At 58.9% G+C, this 21,824-nt stretch carries 19 protein-coding genes and 1 pseudogene; 8 read left to right on the top strand and 12 right to left on the bottom strand.

The features are described 5' to 3' along the window. Nucleotides 1-89 precede the first annotated feature (89 nt). Nucleotides 90-701: a uracil-DNA glycosylase family protein gene (locus GSF27_RS07230; protein WP_160967135.1), complete on the bottom strand. Its 612-nt coding sequence runs from the start codon at nucleotides 699-701 to the stop codon at nucleotides 90-92. Nucleotides 702-931: 230 nt separating this feature from the next. Between GSF27_RS07230 and GSF27_RS07225 the strand changes: the two genes are divergently transcribed. Genes GSF27_RS07225 through GSF27_RS07215 form a run of 3 tightly spaced genes read left to right on the top strand, consistent with a single transcriptional unit; the run spans nucleotide 932 to nucleotide 4,833 of the window. Then, nucleotides 932-1,819, top strand: a complete 888-nt coding sequence (locus GSF27_RS07225) for a mannosyl-3-phosphoglycerate phosphatase (RefSeq protein ID WP_202410285.1) — start codon at nucleotides 932-934, stop codon at nucleotides 1,817-1,819. Nucleotides 1,820-1,834: 15 nt separating this feature from the next. Beyond that, nucleotides 1,835-3,061 carry a glycosyl transferase gene (locus GSF27_RS07220; protein ID WP_160967133.1) on the top strand — a complete coding sequence of 409 codons (1,227 nt, stop codon included), beginning with the start codon at nucleotides 1,835-1,837 and terminating at the stop codon, nucleotides 3,059-3,061. Further along, the gene (locus tag GSF27_RS07215) at nucleotides 3,058-4,833 is read left to right on the top strand and encodes a sugar phosphorylase (RefSeq protein ID WP_160967131.1); all 1,776 of its coding nucleotides are present in this window, start codon (nucleotides 3,058-3,060) and stop codon (nucleotides 4,831-4,833) included. The genes GSF27_RS07220 and GSF27_RS07215 overlap by 4 nt, the downstream gene beginning before the upstream one ends. Nucleotides 4,834-5,228: 395 nt before the next feature. On the opposite strand, the gene GSF27_RS07210 is transcribed toward GSF27_RS07215, so the two are convergent. From GSF27_RS07210 to GSF27_RS07180, 7 genes and pseudogenes are all read right to left on the bottom strand, one after another. After that, on the bottom strand, nucleotides 5,229-5,582 hold the full coding sequence (locus tag GSF27_RS07210; protein WP_202410284.1) for a Na+/H+ antiporter subunit G: 354 nt from the start codon (nucleotides 5,580-5,582) through the stop codon (nucleotides 5,229-5,231). A 46-nt stretch (nucleotides 5,583-5,628) separates the two neighbouring features. Continuing rightward, nucleotides 5,629-5,898, bottom strand: coding sequence for a K+/H+ antiporter subunit F (locus GSF27_RS07205; RefSeq protein WP_160967127.1), 270 nt, complete (start codon nucleotides 5,896-5,898; stop codon nucleotides 5,629-5,631). Then, nucleotides 5,892-6,380 carry a Na+/H+ antiporter subunit E gene (locus GSF27_RS07200; RefSeq protein ID WP_202410283.1) on the bottom strand — a complete coding sequence of 163 codons (489 nt, stop codon included), beginning with the start codon at nucleotides 6,378-6,380 and terminating at the stop codon, nucleotides 5,892-5,894. Before GSF27_RS07200 ends, GSF27_RS07205 begins: the two co-directional genes overlap by 7 nt. Next, nucleotides 6,373-7,878, bottom strand: coding sequence for a monovalent cation/H+ antiporter subunit D (locus GSF27_RS07195; RefSeq protein WP_160967123.1), 1,506 nt, complete (start codon nucleotides 7,876-7,878; stop codon nucleotides 6,373-6,375). The genes GSF27_RS07200 and GSF27_RS07195 overlap by 8 nt, the downstream gene beginning before the upstream one ends. A gap of 116 nt (nucleotides 7,879-7,994) precedes the next feature. Beyond that, a pseudogene (locus tag GSF27_RS07190) lies at nucleotides 7,995-8,312 on the bottom strand (Na+/H+ antiporter subunit C); the annotation flags it as partial. Further along, nucleotides 8,312-11,107, bottom strand: a complete 2,796-nt coding sequence (locus tag GSF27_RS07185; protein ID WP_160967119.1) for a monovalent cation/H+ antiporter subunit A — start codon at nucleotides 11,105-11,107, stop codon at nucleotides 8,312-8,314. The pseudogene GSF27_RS07190 and the gene GSF27_RS07185, both read right to left, overlap by 1 nt. A gap of 258 nt (nucleotides 11,108-11,365) precedes the next feature. Next, nucleotides 11,366-12,253 carry a DMT family transporter gene (locus GSF27_RS07180; protein WP_160967117.1) on the bottom strand — a complete coding sequence of 296 codons (888 nt, stop codon included), beginning with the start codon at nucleotides 12,251-12,253 and terminating at the stop codon, nucleotides 11,366-11,368. 130 nt (nucleotides 12,254-12,383) lie between these two features. Between GSF27_RS07180 and GSF27_RS07175 the strand changes: the two genes are divergently transcribed. Then, a complete protein-coding gene (locus tag GSF27_RS07175) occupies nucleotides 12,384-12,881 on the top strand; it encodes a DUF1772 domain-containing protein (RefSeq protein ID WP_160967115.1) in 498 nt (165 codons plus the stop codon). A 117-nt stretch (nucleotides 12,882-12,998) separates the two neighbouring features. Here GSF27_RS07175 and GSF27_RS07170 read toward each other — a convergent pair whose 3' ends face one another. Further along, on the bottom strand, nucleotides 12,999-16,052 hold the full coding sequence (locus tag GSF27_RS07170; RefSeq protein ID WP_160967113.1) for an FAD-binding and (Fe-S)-binding domain-containing protein: 3,054 nt from the start codon (nucleotides 16,050-16,052) through the stop codon (nucleotides 12,999-13,001). Nucleotides 16,053-16,257: 205 nt separating this feature from the next. Between GSF27_RS07170 and GSF27_RS07165 the strand changes: the two genes are divergently transcribed. Further along, nucleotides 16,258-16,533, top strand: coding sequence for a hypothetical protein (locus tag GSF27_RS07165; protein WP_160967111.1), 276 nt, complete (start codon nucleotides 16,258-16,260; stop codon nucleotides 16,531-16,533). A 73-nt stretch (nucleotides 16,534-16,606) separates the two neighbouring features. On the opposite strand, the gene GSF27_RS07160 is transcribed toward GSF27_RS07165, so the two are convergent. The 3 genes from GSF27_RS07160 to glp are packed head-to-tail and all read right to left on the bottom strand — an operon-like array spanning nucleotide 16,607 to nucleotide 19,121. Beyond that, complete coding sequence (locus tag GSF27_RS07160; RefSeq protein WP_160967109.1) at nucleotides 16,607-17,464, bottom strand: MOSC domain-containing protein; 858 nt, start codon at nucleotides 17,462-17,464, stop codon at nucleotides 16,607-16,609. Nucleotides 17,465-17,493: 29 nt separating this feature from the next. Continuing rightward, nucleotides 17,494-17,787 (bottom strand): DUF1244 domain-containing protein, encoded by a 294-nt coding sequence (locus GSF27_RS07155; protein WP_160967107.1) that lies wholly within the window; start codon nucleotides 17,785-17,787, stop codon nucleotides 17,494-17,496. A gap of 35 nt (nucleotides 17,788-17,822) precedes the next feature. Continuing rightward, a complete protein-coding gene (gene glp, locus GSF27_RS07150; protein ID WP_237457360.1) occupies nucleotides 17,823-19,121 on the bottom strand; it encodes a gephyrin-like molybdotransferase Glp in 1,299 nt (432 codons plus the stop codon). A gap of 126 nt (nucleotides 19,122-19,247) precedes the next feature. Here glp and GSF27_RS07145 point away from each other — a divergent pair, with 126 nt between their 5' ends. From GSF27_RS07145 to bfr (GSF27_RS07135), 3 genes are all read left to right on the top strand, one after another. Then, complete coding sequence (locus GSF27_RS07145; protein ID WP_160967105.1) at nucleotides 19,248-20,606, top strand: MATE family efflux transporter; 1,359 nt, start codon at nucleotides 19,248-19,250, stop codon at nucleotides 20,604-20,606. A 257-nt stretch (nucleotides 20,607-20,863) separates the two neighbouring features. Then, nucleotides 20,864-21,334 (top strand): bacterioferritin, encoded by a 471-nt coding sequence (gene bfr / locus GSF27_RS07140; RefSeq protein WP_160967103.1) that lies wholly within the window; start codon nucleotides 20,864-20,866, stop codon nucleotides 21,332-21,334. A 4-nt stretch (nucleotides 21,335-21,338) separates the two neighbouring features. Then, nucleotides 21,339-21,821 carry a bacterioferritin gene (bfr, locus tag GSF27_RS07135; protein ID WP_160967101.1) on the top strand — a complete coding sequence of 161 codons (483 nt, stop codon included), beginning with the start codon at nucleotides 21,339-21,341 and terminating at the stop codon, nucleotides 21,819-21,821. The last annotated feature ends 3 nt before the right edge of the window (nucleotides 21,822-21,824 follow it).

The following is a 21,824-nucleotide window of genomic DNA, read 5'->3' as shown; positions in this document are numbered from 1 at the left end:
AGTATTGCTAAAACAGGGCTCAGGCTACGAAAAGCCGCCATTGTACGGCAATTACACGGCGCCCGCAGAGCTGGTGACGCCGTGTTGCCTCAATCCTGCAACAAGGTCGACACCCGCTGCTGCAACCAGGGCACCAGCTCGTCTTCAAACCACGGATTGTTGTTAAACCAGCGAATATTGCGTGGCGACGGGTGGGGAAGTGGCAAGTAGTCTGGCGCAAACTGCTGCCACTGCCGCACCCGTTCGGTCAGGGATGCAAAGCGACCGGCCTCATGATCCCGCAGATAGTAGTTCTGGGCGTATTGGCCGATGCAGAGCGTGAGCTCCAGCTCTGGCATGTGCTGCAGCAGCGCCTGATGCCACTGCGGCGCACACTCCGGCCGCGGCGGCAGGTCGCCGGAGCGCCCCTTGCCCGGGTAGCAGAACCCCATGGGCATGATGGCGATACGGGGATCGTCATAGAAGGTCTCCCGCTCAATTCCCAGCCAGCGTCGCAGGCGATCGCCGGAAGGATCATTCCAGGGAATGCCACTGGCGTGCACGCGGGTACCGGGTGCCTGACCTATGATTAACAGGCGGGCGCCGTCGCGGATCTGTACCACGGGGCGTGGTCCCAGGGGCAGGTGATCGGCGCAGAGCCGGCACTGTTGTACCTCATTAAGAAGCTGATGCAGCGGGATATTGGTAGAAGTGGTGCTCATGGTCTGTTCTTTTTTGGTGCGTTTCGCAGGGGCGTCCGGTGGCTGATTTGCTCTGTTGTGGTGCGAAACCGGTGCTGAATTCGGGGTTTGGCGGCTGTTTCACTGCAATGGTGCATTGGGGGCACGCATATTGCTACCTCATATCCGCAAGAGCGCAGGAACCTTGTATCCAAAGCGTCGCAGCGCACCTGAGTGCGTAAAGTAAATGCCTACAGAATGAATTTAAGGAGTTGCCTATCACTGCCGCAACCCGACAGTGGCTGATTGTATCCGACCTGGATGGCAGCCTACTGGATCACCACAACTACAGTTTTGCCGCGGCAGAGCCTCTGCTGGCAGTGCTGGCGCAAGCCGGGGTGGACGTGGCCCTGTGCACCAGTAAAACCCGTGCCGAAGTGACAGTGCTGCGGGAAAAGCTCGGCAACGCGTCCCCCTTTATCGTGGAGAACGGAGCCGCTGTCTACCTGCCCAAATCCTCTTTCCCCACCTGTCCCGCCGATGCCACCGACGCCGGTGATTACTGGCTGCGCAGTTTCTGCGAGCCCCGCAGCCATTGGCTGGCGCTGGTGGAGCGTCTCAAACAGCATTCAGACGCCGATTTCACCCATTTTGCAGCCATGAGCACTGCCGAAGTGGCGGCGGCCACGGGCCTGTCATTGGCGGAGGCCGGGCAGGCCTGTCAGCGGGAGTTTGGCGAACCGCTGCTGTGGCGTGATTCGGAAGAAAAACTGGCACAGGTCAGCGACTGGTTGCGGCAGCAGGGCGCGACGGTACTCGCTGGCGGCCGTTTTGTGCACGTGTGTGGCGATGCCGATAAGGGGCAGGCTCTCAAGTGGCTGGCGCAACAGTGCGCACAGAGGGAGCCGGACAAACAGTTTATAACCATGGCGTTGGGCGACAGCGGCAACGACGTGGCTATGTTGGAGGCGGCTGACTTTGCCGTCGTTATTCGTTCGCCGGTCAAGGCGCCGCCAGAGTTGCGGCGTCAGGAAGGCGCTTATTTTACCCGTGACTGTGGTCCGGTTGGCTGGGTGGAGGGTGTTGGCCATTGGTTCAGCACCCTGCGCAACGAGGTGCCTGCGCCTCCGTTACCTGTCCGCGACCAGAACAACACATAAAAAAGGAACACCGCTATGGCTGATTTTTACCAGAACGGCATAGTTACCACCCTCCACAATCTTTCCAATCGCCCGCTTGAGGATATGGAGAACGAGCTGCGCGCGTTCAGTCGCCAGCGTCCCATGTCACTGATTTTGCCGTCGCTGTTTTCCGAGCTGGAAGGGCCTGCGCTGAGCAATATTGTGAAACACCTGCAAGGTGCAGATTACCTGTCCGAAATTGTCATCGGCCTGGATCGCGCCGACCTCGACCAGTACAAATACGCACTGGATTTTTTCAGTGAACTGCCTCAGCACCACCGCATCCTGTGGAATGATGGCCCGCGCCTGCAGGCACTGGATGCCGAGCTGAAAGCGCTTAACCTGGCCCCCAAGGAGTTGGGCAAGGGGCGCAATGTCTGGTATTGCATGGGCTATACCCTGGCCTCCGGCCGCTCCGAGTCGGTGGCGTTGCACGATTGCGACATCGTCACCTACAACCGTGAGCTGCTGGCGCGGCTGATCTATCCGGTGGCCAACCCGCGTTTCAACTATGAATTCTGCAAGGGCTTCTATGCCCGGGTCGCCGATGGGAAGATTAACGGCCGTGTCTGTCGCCTGCTGGTGACGCCGCTGTTGCGGGCGCTGAAGAAAGTGTTCGGTGAACTCGATTACCTGCAGTACATGGACAGCTTCCGTTACTCCCTCGCCGGTGAGTTCTCCTTCCGCAAGGATGTACTCAACGATATCCGTATTCCCAGTGACTGGGGACTGGAGATTGGAGTGTTGTCGGAGATGCATCGCAACTACGCCAATAACCGCCTGTGCCAGGTGGACATCGCTCACACCTATGATCACAAACACCAGGAGTTGTCATCGGACAATGACGACGGCGGCCTTTCCAAGATGTCCATTGATATCTCCAAGGCCCTGTTCCGCAAACTGGCAACCCAGGGGATTACCTTCAATACCGAAACCTTCCGCTCGCTGAAGGCCACCTATTTCCGCATTGCGCTGGATTTTATCGAGACCTACCACAACGATGCGGTGATGAACGGACTGTCGCTGGATATCCACCAGGAAGAGAAGGCGGTGGAGATGTTTGCGATGAATATTATGAAGGCCGGCCAGGCGTTCCTGGAGCGGCCTATGGAAACACCGTTTATTCCCAGCTGGAACCGGGTAATCAGCGCCATGCCGGATGTGCTGGATAAACTGCAAACCGCCGTCGAAGAGGACTATCTGGAGTACCGGGGTGTATGACGCACACAATTGAAGTCGAAAATTCATTAACCGCACGGGTTGAGCATCTGCTGCAATCCATCTACGGCGGGCTGGACGTGCAGCCGGACTACACCCGGCTGGCCGGCGAGCTGCTGCAGGTGATGCGGCTGGATCCGGAGACGCCGGAGCCGCCACGGCACCACAACCCCTGGACTCAGGAAGACGCCATCCTCATCACCTACGGCGATACATTTTTGCCGGGGGAGGGGGTTGAGGAAAAGCCGCTGCGGGTACTGAAGCACTTTCTTGATGAGCACTGCGAAGGGCTGATCAAGGGGGTGCATATCCTGCCGTTCTTTCCCTACAGCTCGGACGACGGATTTGCGGTAATCGACTTCTCCAGTGTCAATGAGTCGCTGGGCGACTGGAGCCACGTCTATGACATCTCGCAGAAGTACCGGCTGATGGGAGACCTGGTGATCAACCACTGCTCCAGCCGCAGCCTCTGGTTCCAGAATTTCATCAAAAGCGAAGGCCCGGGTCACGACTACTTCTATACCGCTTCACCGGAACTGGATCTGTCACAAGTGGTGCGGCCACGTACCAGCCCCCTGCTGAAAGAGGTGGAGACGGCGAAAGGTACGGAGTATGTCTGGTGTACCTTCAGTCACGACCAGGTGGATTTCGATTTTACCAATACCGAAGTGCTGAAGCAGTTCGTCTCCATCGTGCGCCAGTATATGGATATGGGGGTGCAGATCTTCCGCCTAGATGCGGTAGCGTTTTTGTGGAAAACACCGGGCACGCCCTGCATCAACCTGGAAGAGACCCACATGGTGGTGCGCCTGTTACGTCTGCTGATTGAGCACGCCGACCAGAACGCGGTGATCATTACCGAAACCAATATCCCCAACCGGGAAAACCTCTCCTACTTTGGTAATGCCAATGAGGCGCACTGTGTTTACAACTTTTCCCTGCCGCCACTGCTGGTAAACACCCTCATCACAGGCAGTTGTCATCACCTGAAGTTGTGGATGATGAGTATGCCGCCGGCACAGCACGGCACCACCTATTTCAATTTTATTGCCTCTCACGACGGGATTGGCTTGCGTCCGGTGGAGGGACTGCTCTCCGATGAGGAGACGCAGCTACTGGCGGAGACCATGCAGAACTTCGGTGGCCGCATCTCCTGGCGGGCGCTGGATAATGGCGTCACCAAACCCTACGAGATGAATATCTCGCTGTTTGATGCGCTGCAGGGAACGGTGAAGGGCCCGGATCACCATGGCCTGCGACGCTTTATCTGTGCCCACGCCATCATGCTGGCGCTGGAGGGTATACCCGGCATCTATGTACACAGCATGCTGGGCACGCACAACGACTATGAGCGCATGGAACATACCGGCCAGAATCGCTCCATCAATCGACATCAGTGGAGCTACCCGCTGCTGGAAGAGGTGCTGGGGGATAGTGCGACGTCCCACCACCAGGTATTCAGCGAGCTGAAGAGATTGTTGTCGATTCGCGGACGGCAGCGGGCGTTTCACCCCAACGCCACCCAGTTCACCCTGCATCTGGGTGACGGGATCTTCGGGTTCTGGCGGCAGTCTGCGGACCGGCGCCAGAGCATATTCTGCATCAGCAACATTACCGACGAGATACAGCCACTGCAGTTGTCTGACATTAACCTGATTGTGACGGACCAGTGGTTCGACCTGGTGACTGGCGATGCCTTGCCGGAACAGGATGTGATCCTGCAGTTGCAGCCCTACCAGACATTGTGGATCAGCAATCTCTGTGACAGTGCCTGAGGGGGGTTGAACAGAAAAGGTGTTGAAAAGAAAAAGGCCCGCAAATGCGGGCCTTTACGGTGATCCTTCACCAAACGATCGCCAGATTTCTGTATCCCTGTGCTCTGTTCCTGAGCGGCTGCGGCCTCTCCGTGGCCTGATCCCTGTGGGCATCGTCGTCATTCAAATTTTCCGTACCTGGTAGCCGTTGCGGCGAGACCCGGTCGCATCCGTTGGCCTTACATGGCCTTTATTCTTCCCTGAAGCATTCCGTTCGGGGGGCAGTATGCCGCTCTGCCCGGATCGGCTCCAGTGGCTAAGTTCGCTGATTTTTGTAGGAAATGTCTCACAGCCGTGCCGCTTTTTTGCGGTGGCTATTTATTACCCGCTATCTATTACCAGCTACCTATTGCCCGCTACCTGCTATCCGGGGCCCGCCGCTCCAGGATATCTTCGCTCATGTCGGCGTTGCGCGTCCCCTCCAGAAAAGCGGTGCGTCTTTGCAGTGCCGCTTTTGCCACCATATAGGCGGATACGGGCGCGGTGATAAACAGGAACAGGCTGATAACCAGTTCCTGAATGGAGAGGCCATCGCCGCGCAGGGCATGCAGTGCCATGGAGGCGATGAGTATGCAGCCGATACCCAGTGTCGTGGCTTTGGTGGGGGCGTGCAGGCGGGTGTAGAAGTCCGGTAGCTTCACCATGCCGAGGGCGCCGATCAGAATAAACACCCCGCCCATAATCAGCAGAAAAGAGGCAAGTACTTCCATAACCAATAACACAGCCTGGTTCTCCTATTGTATTGTGCCGCAGCGCCTATTCGATGATATCGCCGCGCAGCATGTACTTGGCCAGTGCTGCGGTACTGACAAAACCCAGCATGGCAATCAGCAGGGCGGACTCAAAGTACATGTCACTGGCAAAGTACAACCCCAGCAATACGATGAGCGCGATACTGTTGATATAAAGGGTATCCAGCGCCAGGATACGGTCGGCGGAGGAGGGGCCGATCAGCAGGCGGATGCTGTTCAGCACCAGTGCCAGCCCTACCATGACCGACACGGCCATCAATACCATATTCAGCATGCGAAAATCTCCCGCAGCGGCGCTTCGTAGCGCGTTTTAATTCGATCAATCAACCGTTGTTCATCGTCCACATGCAGGGCGTGAATGTAGAGCCACTGCATATCTTCGGAAATATCCACACTCACGGTACCGGGAGTAAGAGAGATGGTGCTGGCCAGCACCGCCAATGGAAACTGCCCTTGCAAGTCCAGTGGCAAGGCAACCAGGCCCGGGCGCAAATGGCGGTTGGAGCGCAGGATGCGACCCGCCACTTCGAAGTTGGAGACCACAATATCCCACAGTACCATCAACAGATAACGGGCGCCCTTCAGGGGCTTTTTAACGCGGGCATGGGGATCACTCAGTGGCGCCGCCAGCCAGGGGATGATGGTGGCCAGAATAAATCCCAACACCAGATGCCCCACCGTGAAGCTGTTCAGCAGCAGCCACACCACCAATAAAATGCCGGTGTGCAGCGGCATGGGAAAGAGTCGCTTAAGCATCGTCACCTCCTGGCAGGTTCAACACCATACCCTGTTGCATCTCTGCGGCTGCCAGTTGTGCAAAGTCAGTGATCCAGCCAGCAAACACCACCATGACCGGAAATATAATTGCCAGCAGGATTACCGCGGCCAGCTGGGCAGGGTGAGCGCGGGTGTCATCGGGATGATCGCCGCGGGCACGCCAGAACAGGGTGCCGCCGGAACGGGACAGCATCACCAGCGCTGCCAGGCTGGCCAGCAGTATGGGTGGCCACACCCAGGCGGCCTGATTCCCCGCCAGGGCAGCCTTCAGCATCAGCGCCTTGCCAATAAAGCCGGACACGGGCGGCATACCGATCAGGGCCAACGCCGCCATAAAGAACAGTGCACCGAGCAGCACCGGTTGTGCCAGTGGGCGGGCCTGTACAAAACGATCCTCGGCCTTACCCCGCTGCTCTACAATCAATCCGGCCACCAGGAACATCAGCGCCGTCGCCAGGGTGCTGTGCACCAGATAGTAAAGGCCGCTGGCGGTGGCTTCAGGGGTGTTCAATGCCACCATCAGCAACAGGCTGCCCACCGAAATAATCACCAGGTTGGCGGTGAGTTCGCGCAGGGTCTGGCTGGCCAGGGTGGCGATGATGCCAATCACCACGGTGAGCCAGGCCAGCGGCCATAGCCAGGGCTGGGCAATATTGGCCAGCTCACCGGCGTTGTCGCCGAAGATGCCAGAGTGCACCCGCCACAGGCTATAGATACCCACTTTGGTCATAATGGCAAACAGGGCTGCCACCGGCGCCGGTGCCACGGCATAGGCTCTGGGCATCCAGAAGTGCAGGGGCATCATGGCCGACTTGAGGCCAAATACCACCAGCAGCAACATGGCCCCCACACTGGCCAGACGCATATCGTCAGAGTGGATCTGCGCCGCCTTCTGCTGCATATCGGCCATGTTGAGCGTACCGAAAGTCCCGTACATGATACCCAGGGCAAACAGGAACAAGGCCGAACCCGCCAGGTTCAGGCTCACATAGTGCACATTGGCCAGCGTCTTCTGCGCGCCTCCGCCATGAATCAACAGCGCATAGGAGGCGATCAGCAGCACCTCAAAAAAGACGAACAGGTTAAACAGGTCACCGGTGAGAAAAGCCCCCTGGATACCGAGGGTCTGGAACATAAGCAAGGGATGGAAAAACTTGCCTTTTTCATCTTCACCCGCGCTGCTGAACAGCTGCACGCACAGTAACAATATGGCGGTGAGCACCAGCAGCAAGGTCGCCAGGCGATCGGCAACCAGCAGGATGCCGAAGGGGGGCTGCCAGTCCCCCATGGCGTATACCCGGGAGCCATGCTGATGCACCGTCCACAACAGGTACACCGCGACGATCAGCTGCAGCAGCGCCAGCACTGTCCCCATAATCCGCTGGCGGTTACGGTCATCGGCAAGGGGTGGCAGCAGTAACAGGATCCCGCCCAGCAGGGGAATCAACAGCGGCAGTACAGGCAAATGCTGCAACATCAACTCGGTTTCCTTTTATTGCGCGCTGGCTTGTCGTTACGGGCTTTGTGAACCGCAGACAGTTTTTCCACGCGATTGGCCAGCGCCTCTTCCAGGGCGCTGCGCTCAGGTGGCAGCTCGCGGCCATCCACCTGGTCATTGCCCAGATCCGAACGGGCGCGAATCGCCAGAATCAGCACAAAGGCGGTCATGGCAAAGCCGATCACGATAGCGGTCAATACCAGTGCCTGTGGCAGTGGGTCCGCCAGCTGCTCACTGTGGCCCACGATGGCTGCGCCGTTAACCGTCAGCCGGCCACTGGCAAACAGAAACAGGTTCACGGCGTAAGAGAGCAGGGTCAGGCCCAGGATCACCGGGAAGGTCTGTGCCCGCAGCATCAGGTAGATACCCGCTGTGGTCATGACCCCCACACTGACTGCAAAAATAAATTCCATCAGTTGCTCCCCACCTTCAGTCGCTCACTGGTGGTGAGCTTGCCCAGGTTGGCCAGTATCAGCAGCGTGGCTCCGATCACCGTGAGGTACACACCAAAATCAAACACCATGGCACTGGCCAGCTCGAACTTGCCCACCAGCGGCAGGTAGAAATAATCAAACCAGGTGGTCAGGAAGTTGCGGCCAAAGGCCCAGCTGCCCAGGCCGGAGAGGGTGGCGATCAACAGACCGCTGGCAATCAGCCCCAGATAATTGATGGGCATGCGCTCTTTCATCCACTCCACACCGTGGGCCACGTATTGTTGAATCAGGGCGATGGCGGTAATCAGGCCGGCAATAAAGCCGCCGCCAGGCATGTTGTGTCCACGCAGGAAAATGTAGGCCGACACCAGCAGCGCCAATGGCAGCAAACTCTGGGACACCACCGCCAGCAGGAAGGGGTGTCGCTCCTTGGACCAGCGAAAGCCCTTGCTGTCCGCCGAGGGCATGTACACCAGCATCTGTGCCAGCAGCTTATAGATGCCCAATGCCGCAATGCCCAGCACGGTGATTTCGCCCAGGGTGTCAAAACCGCGAAAATCCACCAGGATCACATTCACCACATTGGTGCCACCGCCGCCGGGCTTGCTGTTCTCCACGAAGAAATCGGAAATGGTGTCGGGGGATCGGGTCAGCATGGCGTAGCAGACTGTGCCTATCACACTGCCGAACAGGGCGGCGACACTGAAATCCCGCACGATGATCGTGAGCTTGCTGTCGAGCGTGGGACTTTTCTGCGGTAAAAAGAACAGCGCCAACAGAAACAGCAGAATCGTGACTACTTCCACTGACAGCTGGGTCAAGGCCAGATCCGGTGCAGAAAAATAGGCGAAGGCGATGGAGACGATCAGCCCTACGACCGACAGGGCGATCAGGGCCACCAGGCGCAGGTGGCTCCACCACAGTGTCACAAAGGTGGCGATAATCAGCATCATCGCGCAAAAACCCACCACCCAGTTGATGGGCAGCTGTGGGTGGCTGCCCACGGTATTCACCAGCGCAAACAGGGGGCCTGCGCTCACCAGCAGAGCCAGCAGAATCAACAGAAACATGGAGCGCTGCAGGGAACCATCGTCCAGCCACTGGTGCAGGCGGGTAACGCCTGCAATCAGCCTTTTCACCATGTTGTCAAAGACATACTTGGCATCATGCTCCACAAACAGCATCTGAAAATCGAACAGGTGACGACGGTTAATGTAGAGCGTCAGACCACCGGCAATCGCCAGGGCACTCATCAACAGGGGGAAGTTGAAGCCGTGCCATACCGCCAGGCTGTATTGCGGCACTGTGCCTTGCAGCACCGCCATGGAGGCGGTATTCAGCAGATCCCCCACCATAAACTGGGGGAAGATCCCCACCAGCAGACACAGCACCACCAGCACTTCCACCGGCACCCGCATATAACGCGGTGGCTCATGGGGGGTGCGGGGCAAGTTGATGGGCTCACCATTAAAGAACACGTCGTGCATAAAGCGCAGGGAGTAAGCCACCGCAAAGGCGCCACCAGCCGTCGCCAGTAACGGAATCCACCAGGAGAGCGCGCCGAGTGTGGATTGATCCAGGGTTTCGGAAAACAGCATCTCCTTGGAGAGGAAGCCGTTCAGCAGCGGCACCCCGGCCATGGAAGAGGCCGCCACCATCGCCAGCGTGGCGGTCCAGGGCATGTACTTCCACAGGCCATTGAGCTTGCGCATGTCACGGGTGCCGGATTCGTGATCAATGATACCGGCGGCCATAAACAGCGAGGCCTTGAACACCGCGTGATTGATGATGTGGAACACCGCTGCCACTGCCGCCAGATCGGTACCCAATCCCAGCAGCAGGGTGATCAGTCCCAGATGGCTGACCGTCGAATAGGCCAGCAGGCCTTTCAGATCGTGCTTGAAGAGAGCGATGTAGGCACCCACCAGCATGGTGGCCATGCCCGTCAGGGATACCGCCACAAACCAGGCCTCGGTGCCCGCCAGAGCCGGATAAAAACGCGCCAGCAGGAACACACCTGCCTTTACCATGGTGGCGGAGTGGAGATAGGCAGATACGGGAGTGGGCGCCGCCATGGCGTGGGGCAGCCAGAAGTGGAACGGGAACTGGGCCGACTTGGTGAAAGCCCCCAACAGGAACAGGGCCAAAATCGCGTAGTAGTATTCGCTGTTGCGCAGCACCTCACCCATGGTGAGCACTTCGCGCAACTCATAGGTGCCGGTGACGTGGCCGATCAGCAGCAGCGCGGCCAGCAGTGCCAGGCCGCCGAAACCGGTTACTGTCAGGGCCATGCGCGCGCCCTTGCGGGCTTCAGTCTGGTGCCACCAGAAGCTGATCAGCAGGAAGGAGCTGATACTGGTGAGCTCCCAGAACAGCCACAGCTGCAACAGGTTGCTGGACAGTACCACACCCAGCATCGCCACCATGAAGAACAACAGGTAGGAGTAGAACAGAGGCATATTGTCCCTGTCCGACAGGTAGTAGCGGGCGTACAGGATAACCAGCAGGCCAATGCCGAGAATCAGCAGACAAAACAGAAAGGCCAACCCGTCCAGATGCAGCGAGAGTTCCAGCCCCAGTAACGGCACCCAGGGAGCGGAATAGACCGGCACCGTGTGGGAAAATACAACCGGTGCCTGCTGTAACAGTACCGCCAGTGCCAGTGCAGGTGTCAATGCTGTCAGCCAGGCGACGGGGGTACGGCCAGCGCGGGCGAACAACACCGGCAGCAGGATGCCAACCAGCGGCAATAGCAGAATCCAAAACACACTCATACCACCAAGGGCCTCGCGGAATCGCAATTGTTTCTATTTGAAGGCCGTGAAAGATAACATGAATGCCAGTGCCTGTTCACACTAATTGGACGATCACTGTTGCGGCTAAAACACAGTCAAATCAGCAAGCAGGAATGCATTTCGTGTGTCTGAATGAGTGGCAGGTAACGCCGGTTGGCGGCGTTCCAGCCACAACCCGAAGGGCTGAGGCGCAGGTATCAAAAACAGAGGGGGCTGCCAGCGTTCTTCCGACTCCAATCAGTCAATCAGCTCGGCTACCAGCATCCCCGCCAGAATAAAGAGCCCACCCAGCCAGGCCAGGGCACTGAGCGATTCGCCCAGTATCAATACACCGCCAACGGCTGCAAAGAGTGGTTCGGTGGTGTAGATGAGAGCGACCCGCCAGGATTCAAGAAACTTCTGGCCGATGGTTTGTGCCACATACGCCAGGCCGGTTCCCAATATCCCGCCAATCAGGATGGCGATCCAGGGCTGCCAGTGTGGGTTAAAAATAAGGATGTCGGCTGCGTCCGTCAGCGCCGGGCGCTCAAAAATGATGGCCGAAAGGGCGCTGAGTACGGTGACGGTGATCAGCTGTACTTGTGACAGGGACAGGGCATCGGCTTCCTGTGTATAGATGCCGGTATAGACAATGTGCAGGGCAAACGACAGGGCGCAGATCATGACCCAGGATTCACCAACACCGAAGCCTGACACGCCGCCGGTCAGGAAAAAGGTACCCATGGTGGCGGAGCCGACACCGAGCCAGACCCAGTAGCGCATCTTCTGTCGTAACCACAGGGCGGCAATGATAGGCACCATCACGCAATTCAGGCCGGTGATAAAGCCGGCATTACTGGCAGTGGTGTACTGTAAACCGATGCTTTGGGTCGCAAATCCCGCGTAGAGCAGGGTACCCAGCACAACGCCATGTTTGAGCGTGTCAGTATTTTCCAGCAAGGTCAGGCGCGTTCCCCGCCACAGGCACCACAGTTGCAGGGTGATAACGGCGATCAAAAAACGAACAGCGTTGAACAGGTGTGGGGTCAGCTTGTCGAGTGCCTGGTGCACCAGGGAAAACTCAACCCCCCAGACGAAACTGACGAACAGTAGCATCCAGGCCCAGAAGTGTGCTGTTTTGTTCATAATATAATTTACAGGTGTTCAGATAATTTTACGGTCGCGCAAGATAGCATAGCGAACCCGGTATGGCGAATATGAGTGCCTATGCAGGACGTTGGGGTGTGACAGTCAAAGGACCAGGGAGCAGGACAGGATGATGGGTATATTTCACGCGGCGTTAATTACGGCGACTCTTCTCTGTTCGCTGGTTGCGGGTTTTCTGTTTGCGTACGCCGTTGTGGTAATGCCAGGCATAAAAAGCCTGAGCGACAGGGATTTTATTCGGGCCTTTCAGGTGACCGACCGTGTTATCCAGAATAACCAGCCGGTCTTTATCTCGGTCTGGGTCGGTTCAGTGGTAGCTGTAGTGGCCGCAGCTTTCCTGGGGGGCAGACTATTGGATGGGGTGGATTTTCTTCTGCTGGTGTTGGCTGCGGTTGCGTACATTGCAGGCGTTCAACTGCCGACGATAGTGATCAACGTGCCGCTGAACAACAGGTTGCAGGCATTGGATGTGGACGCATTGAGTGATGCTGATCTCAGGCTTGCGCGCGTTCAATTTGAATCGAGGTGGAACAATTCGAATGTGATCAGGACACTGGTAGCTTGCTGGGTGTCTGTACTGTTGATCGTTCTTTTGACACGGCTGTGAGGGCGTCCCGCTCAGGATATGGAGGCAGCAGGAATAGGGCCGGGTCATTACGACCCATACAAAGCGGGGGCCAATTGGCCCCCGCTTTGTGTTCACTGTCTTTGACCGCTGTGGTTCTTATCCCTTCAGCTGCTTTAACAGCACCTGCACCGGATGCGGCATTTGCAGATCCGCCAGGCGCTTGACCTGGCTGCGGCAGGAGTAACCGGTGGCCATCAGTTTGCCCTGGTTGGCAGGGTCTCTTACCACCTTGTCCCAGGACTGCTGGAAGATGGTCTTTGAGGTCTGCAGGTTGCGGCTCTCGTGGCCGAAGGTGCCGGCCATGCCGCAGCAGCCCACGTCCACCTGGCCCAGTGTCTGTCCCAGTGCGGTAAACACCGTACCCCAGTCCTTCATCGATGCCGCGGCGTTGGTTTTCTCAGTGCAGTGGGCCAGCAGACGGAAGTCGCCGGCGTCGAAACTGTCGCGGTGTTGCTGCAGTTGTTCGCCCTGGCGTGCCAGCCACTCCTGCAGCAGCTCAACCTTTGGTGCCTTGCCGGGCAGCACTTTCTCATACTCGCTGCGATAGGCCAGCGTCATGGAAGGCTCTATACCGATCAGGGGAATACCGGTGTCGTTCAGTGTCCGCAGGAACTGAGCGGTATTGCCGGCGGTTTTGGCGAACGCTTTCAGGAAACCGTGCACATGCAGGGGTTTGCCGTTGGGCTTGTAAGGTGCCAGCAGCGGGATAAAACCGAGGCGCTTGAGCAGCATCAGGTGATCCAGTAGCAGGCCGGTTTCGAAATAGCTGACAAAGGCATCCTGCACCACGATCACCGCTCTCTGGCGTTCTTCCTCAGAGAGTTCACTGATGTGGTCGTCGATGGCGTAGTGCACCCCCAACTCCTGCAGGCGGGCGTCCAGGCGCACGCCGGACAGCAGCGGACTGTCCACCATGCCGGCCACGCGATCCAGCAGGAAGCGGGTGGGGGCGAACTTCATGATGCCGTTGTAGAGCCACGGCACCTCCGACAACGCCGGCACCATAAACTCCAGGCCACCGATAAAGTAGTCCTTCAGCGGGCGCAGGTAGCGGCCGTAGTAGAGCTCCATAAACTTGCTGCGGAAGCTGGGTACGTCCACTTTGATGGGGCACTGGCCGACACAGGATTTACAGGCCAGGCAGCCGGCCATGGACTCCATCACCTCATGGGAGAAGTCGTATTCGCCGCGGCGCTTGGCCAGGGTGTTGAGGGTGCGACGGTAGAGGGAGCTGATAAACGGGGTCTGTTTGACCTCTGCGCTCTCGGTCAGCGGGTTCACACCACGCTCACTCAGCTGCTTCAGCCATTCACGAATCAGTGATGCGCGGCCCTTGGGCGAGTGGATGCGTTGGCGGGTGGCTTTCCACGACGGGCACATGGGGTCGTCGGGATTCCAGTTGTAGCAGACACCATTGCCGTTGCAGTACATGCCCTCGCTGTAGCCCTCCCAGACCTGCACCGGGATCTTGCGATCTTCCTGGCCTCTGGTGGTCACGCCATCAATGCTGGCCAGTTCAAAGCGGCTGTCCGGTGTGGCGATCTTGCCCGGGTTGAGCTGGTTGCGCGGGTCGCAGATGGACTTGATGCGTTGCAGCTGCGGGTAGAGATCGCCAAAGAATTCCGGGGCGTACTCGGAGCGCACGCCTTTGCCGTGTTCACCCCAGAGCAGGCCGTTGTACTTGCGGGTCAGCGCGGTGACGCGATCGGAGATGGTGCGAACCAGCTTCTCCTGCTCCGGGTCTTTCATGTCGATGGCCGGGCGTACGTGCAGCACCCCGGCGTCCACATGGCCAAACATGCCGTAGGCCAGGTTGTTCTCGTCCAGTAGCTGGCGGAACTCGAGAATAAAATCGGCGAGGTTTTCCGGAGGCACCGCGGTGTCTTCCACAAACGGAATAGGGCGCGCTTCACCTTCCGCATTACCCAGCAGGCCCACGGCCTTTTTGCGCATGCCCCAGATCTTGTTGACGGCGTCGGAGCCCCAGGCCACCGAGTAGCCAATGCTCACGGCGCTGCCATCGGCGGCAGCCAGGTCCAGCTGTTCGGTGAGGCGGGCGATATTGTCTTTCAGCAGATCTTCATCGTCGGCGGTAAATTCCACCAGGTTGATGCCCTGGACCTGTTTGCCCGGGGTGGCGGGGAAGAAGTCGGCGACGCTGTTCCAGACAATGTCGTTCATGGCCAGGTTGAGCACTTTGGAGTCCACCGTCTCGATGGAGGTGGGGCCGGACTTCATCAGCTCGGTGGCGTCGCGCAGGGCGGCGTTGAAGTTTTCGTACTTGACGTTGACCAGCGCCGAGACCTTGGGAATCGGCAGCAGGTTGAGCCTGGCCTCGGTGATAAAGCCCAGGGTGCCTTCACTGCCGCAGAGGATGCTGTTGAGGTCGAAGTGACCGTCGTCAGTGCGGATGTGGGCCAGGTCGTAACCGGTGAGACAGCGATTCAGCTTCGGGAAGCGCTCGGCAATGGCACCGGCGTGCTCGCGCTGGATATCGTTGACGACGCGGTGCAGCATGCCCACCCGGTCCTGGCGCGAGGCCACGGCATTGAACTCCTCCGCTGGCAGGGGTGAGGAGGTCCATTCGCTGCCGTCCATAAACACGGTGGTCAGCGACAGCACATGGTCGCGGGTCTTGCCGTAGAGGCAGGAGCCCTGGCCGGAGGCGTCGGTATTGATCATGCCGCCGATGGTGGCGCGGTTACTGGTGGATAGTTCCGGCGCGAAAAACAGGCCATGGGGCTTGAGGGCGGCGTTGAGCTGATCCTTGACCACTCCGGACTGCACCCGGACCCAGCGCTCCTTCGGGTTGATCTCGAGGATTTTGTTCATGTGCCGGGACAGGTCCACAATCAGGCCATCGGTGAGGGACTGGCCGTTGGTGCCGGTGCCGCCGCCACGGGGGCTGAGGACGATATCCCGGAACTGCTTGAGATTACTGAGCTCGGTCAGGCGCACCAGGTCGGCGGCGTTTTTCGGGTAGACCACCCCCTGGGGCAACACCTGATAAATGGAGTTGTCGGTGGCCAGCACCGTGCGATTGGCGTAGTCAGGGTTGAGGTCACCTTCAAAGCCACAGGCGCGCAGCGCCTCCAGGTAGGCCAGGTAGTTGGCCTGCACGGGCGAGGTTTCACGAATACCGGGGATCATACTGCTCAGTGTCTCGTCAAATTCGGATGCACATTCTAGCGTTTCGACGGATGGGGTGCCATGACTGGTGGGAGGCTGAAAATTGATCTACTATCAATCGAAGCAGCCGTGGAAGAGGGCTGTAGCACGGCGTAATCAGGTTGCCGGAACGTAAATACCGGCTGTCATGAAGATGGTAAGCACCGTAAGCACTAAGGAAACAGGGATGTCTGATCTGTACGGACTCAAGGTCCACGAAATCTATCATCGCCGCTATGGCATCTGTCAGCTGGTTTATGTAGCTGTCAGCCGTTGCTGGGTGGGACTGAACGAAAAGAAGGAGCCCCTGACGGCTCCGGACCGGGATGGCTTCCCCGAGCTGGACCGGCTACAGCTGGCCCGCTATGTCTACCAGGAGTGGCTCACCTACCTGCAGATTCTCGACCCCACCTACCAGGGGGATGAGGTAGTCCCGGCCCCGATTCGCCGCGACAGCGCCTGATTCCGGGCCCTGTTGCCGCGACCTGTTCCCCGCTAAAGGTACGTCTCCGCTAAAGCCAGGCTTTTGCCCCTGCTCAGTCCGCTGTCAGGGGCTTCAGTGCGTCTCCTGCCTGCCAGCGGCACTCCGCCGCCAGCCCCTCCACCGTCGCGTTAACACCAAATGCCGCCGCCCGTGGCTTACCGGGCATGGCATTAATGGATGCCAGGGTCGGGTAGGGCTCGCGCCGGGGATCTTTGACCGCAGTATCCGGGTCGATGGTGGTGATAATGCAGCGTTCGCAATGATCCCGCAGCCACAGCCGTGAGCCGTCACCATGGCGCAGCTGGCTGAGTTGATGTTCTTCGAACGGCTGCAGGCCGCTGAGGACAATGTTGGGCCGGAAGCGGCGCATGTCCACGGCTGCCAGCTGGCGTTGCTGCAGGGTCTGGTTGAGCGCCGCCAGGGAGCTGCTTGCAGCCACCAGGAAGGGTGCCGCATCGGCAAACTGTGTGTGGGTATCTGCACCGAAACGTTCTGGCTGTGATTGCAGGCGTTGGTGGCCGGGCGCCAGCTGCACCAGTGTCAGGGGCCGGGGCGCCTGCAGTACCTGTGTCAGCCACGCAGAGGCCTCTGCCGAGGCTTCCGTGACGATGCAGTTGTCGTCCCACACCGCGGCTGGACGAACGAGTCCTTCCGCGGAGGGCGAGAGCGGCAGGCTGACCTGCCCGTGGCCATCGCGGCTGAGCAGCAGGCTGCCGTCTTCCAGGGCTGTATCGATCAGCGCCATCTGCGGCAGCTGTCGCTGCGACACAAAGCGACCGTTGGGCATCACCAGCATCCACTGGCGGTCGTACAGCAACCCCTGCGGTGTCACTGGCCAGTTGTTCACCGCGATCCCGCGCAGGGACTTGACCGGATAGATGTACAGCTGCTCGATGTGGATCTCGCTCATGGCAGGCCGCTCCGTCGCCGTCTGGTTGCTCAGTGCTTCTCTTGCTGGTTAAAGGCCGCCAGCTGTTCTTCGGTGGCCGGCTTCTGGTATTTGGCCTTCCACTCGTCGTAGGGCATACCGTAGACCTGCTCCCGGGCCTGGTCGTAATTCATCTCAACGCCACGATCTTCCGCCGCCGCCATCAGCCATTTGCTCAGGCAGTTGCGGCAGAAACCCGCCAGGTTCATCAGCTCAATATTCTGGACATCCTTGCGCTCATCCAGGTGTTGCAGCAGGCGGCGGAACGCAGCGGCTTCCAGCTCGGTTTGGGTTTTGGGGTCCATAGTGGTTCTCCTCAAGGTATGTGGGGCTGGCGGGGTCAGAACAGCTGGTCGTAGAAGATCACTTCCACGGGGTCGCCTTCCTGAATCACCCGGTTCTCCTCCAGTACCGCCAGCCCGTTGGACCAGCTGGTGGAGGTGAGTACGCCGGAGCTCTGGTTGGGGTGAGTGTGCATCCGGCCTGCGTCATCCATCCTGACCCGCATAAACTCCCGCCGGACCGAGGCTTTACGGCGGTTGAAACTTGCGGGGAAGTGTTGGCCCCGGAAGGCGACTGGCTGCTGCCCCTGCAAGCGCTGCAGGAACGGGCGCGCGAACAGCAAAAAGGTAATGAAGGTGGAGACCGGGTTCCCGGGCAGGCCGAAGAAGGGGGTAGTGCCAATTTTTCCGAATGCCACAGGTTTGCCCGGCTTGATGGCGATCTTCCACAGTTGCAGGGTGCCGAGCTTCTCCACGGCGTTTTTGACGTGATCCTCTTCGCCCACGGAGACCCCGCCGGAGCTGATAATCACATCGGCGCTGGCGGCGGCGCGCTCCAGGGCTGCTTCCGTGGCCGCGGCGTTATCGGCCACACAGCCCAGGTCAACCAGCTCCATCCCCATTTTGGCAATCAGCCCCGCCAGCAGGTAGCGGTTGGAGTTATAGATTTTACCGGCTGACAACGGCTGTCCCGGTTCCGTCAGCTCATCGCCGGTGGACATGATGGCCACCCGCAGGCGGCGATACACAGGCACCTCGGCGACACCAATGGAGGCCAGCAATCCCATGCGCTGCGGGGTGAGCAGATCCCCCGCGGCGGCCACTTCGGCGCCACTGCGGATATCCTGGCCGCGGGGGCGGATATTGTTGTTCAGCTCCACGCCCGCGGGCACCTGTACGGTGGCGGCGTCTTTATCCGCTTCGCACTGCTCCTGCATCACCACGGTATCGGCGCCGGCGGGAATTTCGGCGCCGGTAAAAATACGGGCTGCGGTACCGGTCTGCAGGGGTTGCGGCGGGCTGCCGGCCGTAATGCGCTGGGAAACGGCAAACGTTTGCGGCCCCTGCTGGTGGTGATCGGCGTAGCGGAAGGCATAGCCATCCATGGCGCTGTTGTCGGCGGGGGGCACATCAAGGGTGGAGTATTGTGGTGCCGCCAATACCCGTCCGTGGGCCTGCAGCAGGGCCAGGCTTTCGGTGTCAGTGATGGGGTCGGCGTGCTGCAGTATCTGCTGCAGGGCTTCGGTGACAGACAACATGTTGGATGGTGCACTCCACAGCAATGGATGGTGACGGCCGGTGGCGGTGGCTGCAGCCGTCACTGGCAGGGTTGGCAGATCGAGGGGCGAGTATAGCAAAGCTGGCGCGGGCAGGTGGCTGGACTGGCGGCGGAGAGAACCGGGGAATCGGATAGTCGGTGCTCGCCGCAGGCGTGGCTGCTAGAATGCAGCGCTTTGCCCGCCTGTCACTCCGGATCCGTACCCGTGTTTACTGTTTTTCGCCGCGAACTGAGTCAATTAGTGCGTCTCGCCAGCCCGCTGCTGGCGGCACAGGTTTTTACCACCGGCATGGGGGTGGTGGATACGGTGATGTCCGGTAACTATCACGCTGACGACCTGGCGGCGGTGGCGGTGGGCAACAGCATCTGGCTGCCGATCTACCTGTTTTTGTGCGGGCTGATGATCGCGTCTACCTCCATGGTGGCCCGTTATCACGGCGCCCGGCAGCCACAGCAGATTGTGGAGACTGTGCAGCAGAGCCTGTGGCTGGCCATGCTGGTGGCGGCGCTGGCAATGGTACTGCTGTGCAATGTGGAGCCACTGTTGCGCCTGATGCAGGCGGAGGAGCGGTTGATCGGCATCAGCAGCGATTACCTGGCTGCAGTGGCGGTCGGTGCCCCGGGAGCGGCCCTGTTTGCCAGCCTGCGAGCCTTCTCCGAAGGGATGGGGCGCACCTACCCGTTTATGTTCGCCAGCCTGTTGGCCTTCCTGCTTAATATTCCCCTCAACTACGCACTGATCTACGGGCAATGGGGAATGCCGGAGCTGGGTGGTGCCGGCTGTGGCTGGGCCACGGCGTTCAGCCTCTGGGTGCAGGCACTGGTGGTGCTGGCCTACACCAGCAAACCGGCCCGCTATGATCAGGTGCGTTGGCACACCGGCATGGGCTGGCCGCACCCGTCCCGAATCTGGGCTATCGCAAGGCTGGGGGTGCCCATTGCGCTGGCGGTATTCGCCGAGGTATCCATCTTCTCTGTCATCGCGTTGATGCTGGTACCACTGGGTACGCTGGCGGTGGCCAGTCACCAGATTGCCCTGAGTACGTCCTACCTGATTTTTATGTTGCCACTCAGTCTGGCGCAGGCGCTCACCATCCGTGTCGGTTACTTCCTGGGGCAGCAGCGGCAAGGCCACGCCAACGCGGTGGCCATTACCGGGGTGGTGGCGTCGATCCTGCTGGCGCTGATCTCCATGAGTCTGTTGCTGCTGTTCCGGCACACGGTTGTCGACTGGTACACCACCGATCCCGAGGTACACCTGCTGGCGGCAGGACTGTTTGTGTGGATGGCCTGTTATCAGTTGCCGGATCACATCCAGGTCTCCTGCAATGCCATATTGCGGGGTTATCAGGACACGCGAGTGCCACTGGGGCTGGTACTGATCTGTTACTGGTTGATCGCGTTGCCGCTGGGCTATGGCGCAGGCGTCGCCGGCTGGTTTGGTGAGCCCATGGCGGCGGCCGGTTTCTGGCTGGCATTGTTGGTGGGACTGACCGGCTCCTGCCTGCTGCTTGGCGGTCGTCTCTTGTGGCTGGCACGACAGCCACTGCGTCCTCATGCCTGAGTTTGGAACTGCTCTGTTTTCGTGCTGCGGGAACGCAGAAACGGGAATCGATGCCAGATACAAAGCTAAATAAGATTACATCTTAATATCATTACTAACTAATTGAAAAATAAAGAAATATTGTATTTTTTCCTGAGAGTGAAATAATACCGTTCACACGCGCGGTTGTACTATGCTTACACGAACTCCAGGGCTTGGCGGTGGCGTCACGGCAGACGTTGGCAAGCGCGCATCAGATTCGACAAGGGAGATGTTCCATGAAAGGTAACAGCAGCGTGATCAGTACCCTCAACAAGGTGCTTTTTCACGAGTTAACCTCCATCAACCAGTACTTTCTGCACGCTCGCATGTTCCGCAACTGGGGCCTCAAGGAGCTGAACGAAAAAGCCTACAAAAAATCGATCAAGGATATGAAGCAGGCGGACGACCTGATCGAACGTATCCTGTTTCTCGAAGGGCTGCCGAACCTGCAAGACCTGGGCAAGCTGCGCATTGGTGAGCACTCCGAGGAGATGCTGAAATGCGATTTGGCTTTCCAGCTGGACCAGATTCCGGTTCTGCGAGATGCCATTGAGCTGTGCGAGAAAGAGCAGGACTACGTCAGCCGCGAGCTGCTGGAAGAGATCCTGGAGTACGAAGAGGAGTATGTGGACTGGCTGGAGACCCAGCAGTTCCTGATCGCCAATGTTGGTATCGAAAACTATCTGCAATCCATGATCGAGGAGTGACACCATGCAGGGCGTTCAACGAATTATTGATATGCTGAACAAGCAGCTGACCATGGAACTCAGCTCCATGGACCAGTACCTGGCACACGCCAAGATGTATGAGGACTGGGGCATTGAAAAGCTGCATGCGCAGCTGACCCATGAAATCGAAGAAGAGATGGACCACACCCGCCGTATTGTCGAGCGCATTCTCTTCCTCGAAGGCAAGCCGGACACCGCTTCCCGCGACCCTATCAAGGTGGGCAGCAACGTGCAGGAGATGCTGGAAAATGACCTGGCTGCCGAAAAGGTAGTGGCGGAAAACCTGCGTAACCTCATCACCGCCTGTGAAGAGGAGCGTGATTACGTGACCCGCGAGATGCTGGAGTCACTGCTCAATGACACCGAGATGGATCACATCTACTGGCTGGAGCAGCACGTGGGCCTGATCAAGCTGATCGGCCTGCCCAACTACATCCAGTCGCAGATGTCCGGCAGCCCCACCTGATAG

The organism is Pseudomaricurvus sp. HS19 (assembly GCF_009857815.1).
In the GTDB taxonomy this organism is placed as follows: domain Bacteria; phylum Pseudomonadota; class Gammaproteobacteria; order Pseudomonadales; family Cellvibrionaceae; genus Pseudomaricurvus.
The sequence above is the reverse complement of the archived record's forward strand: the minus strand, read 5'-3'. Positions and strand labels throughout refer to the sequence as shown.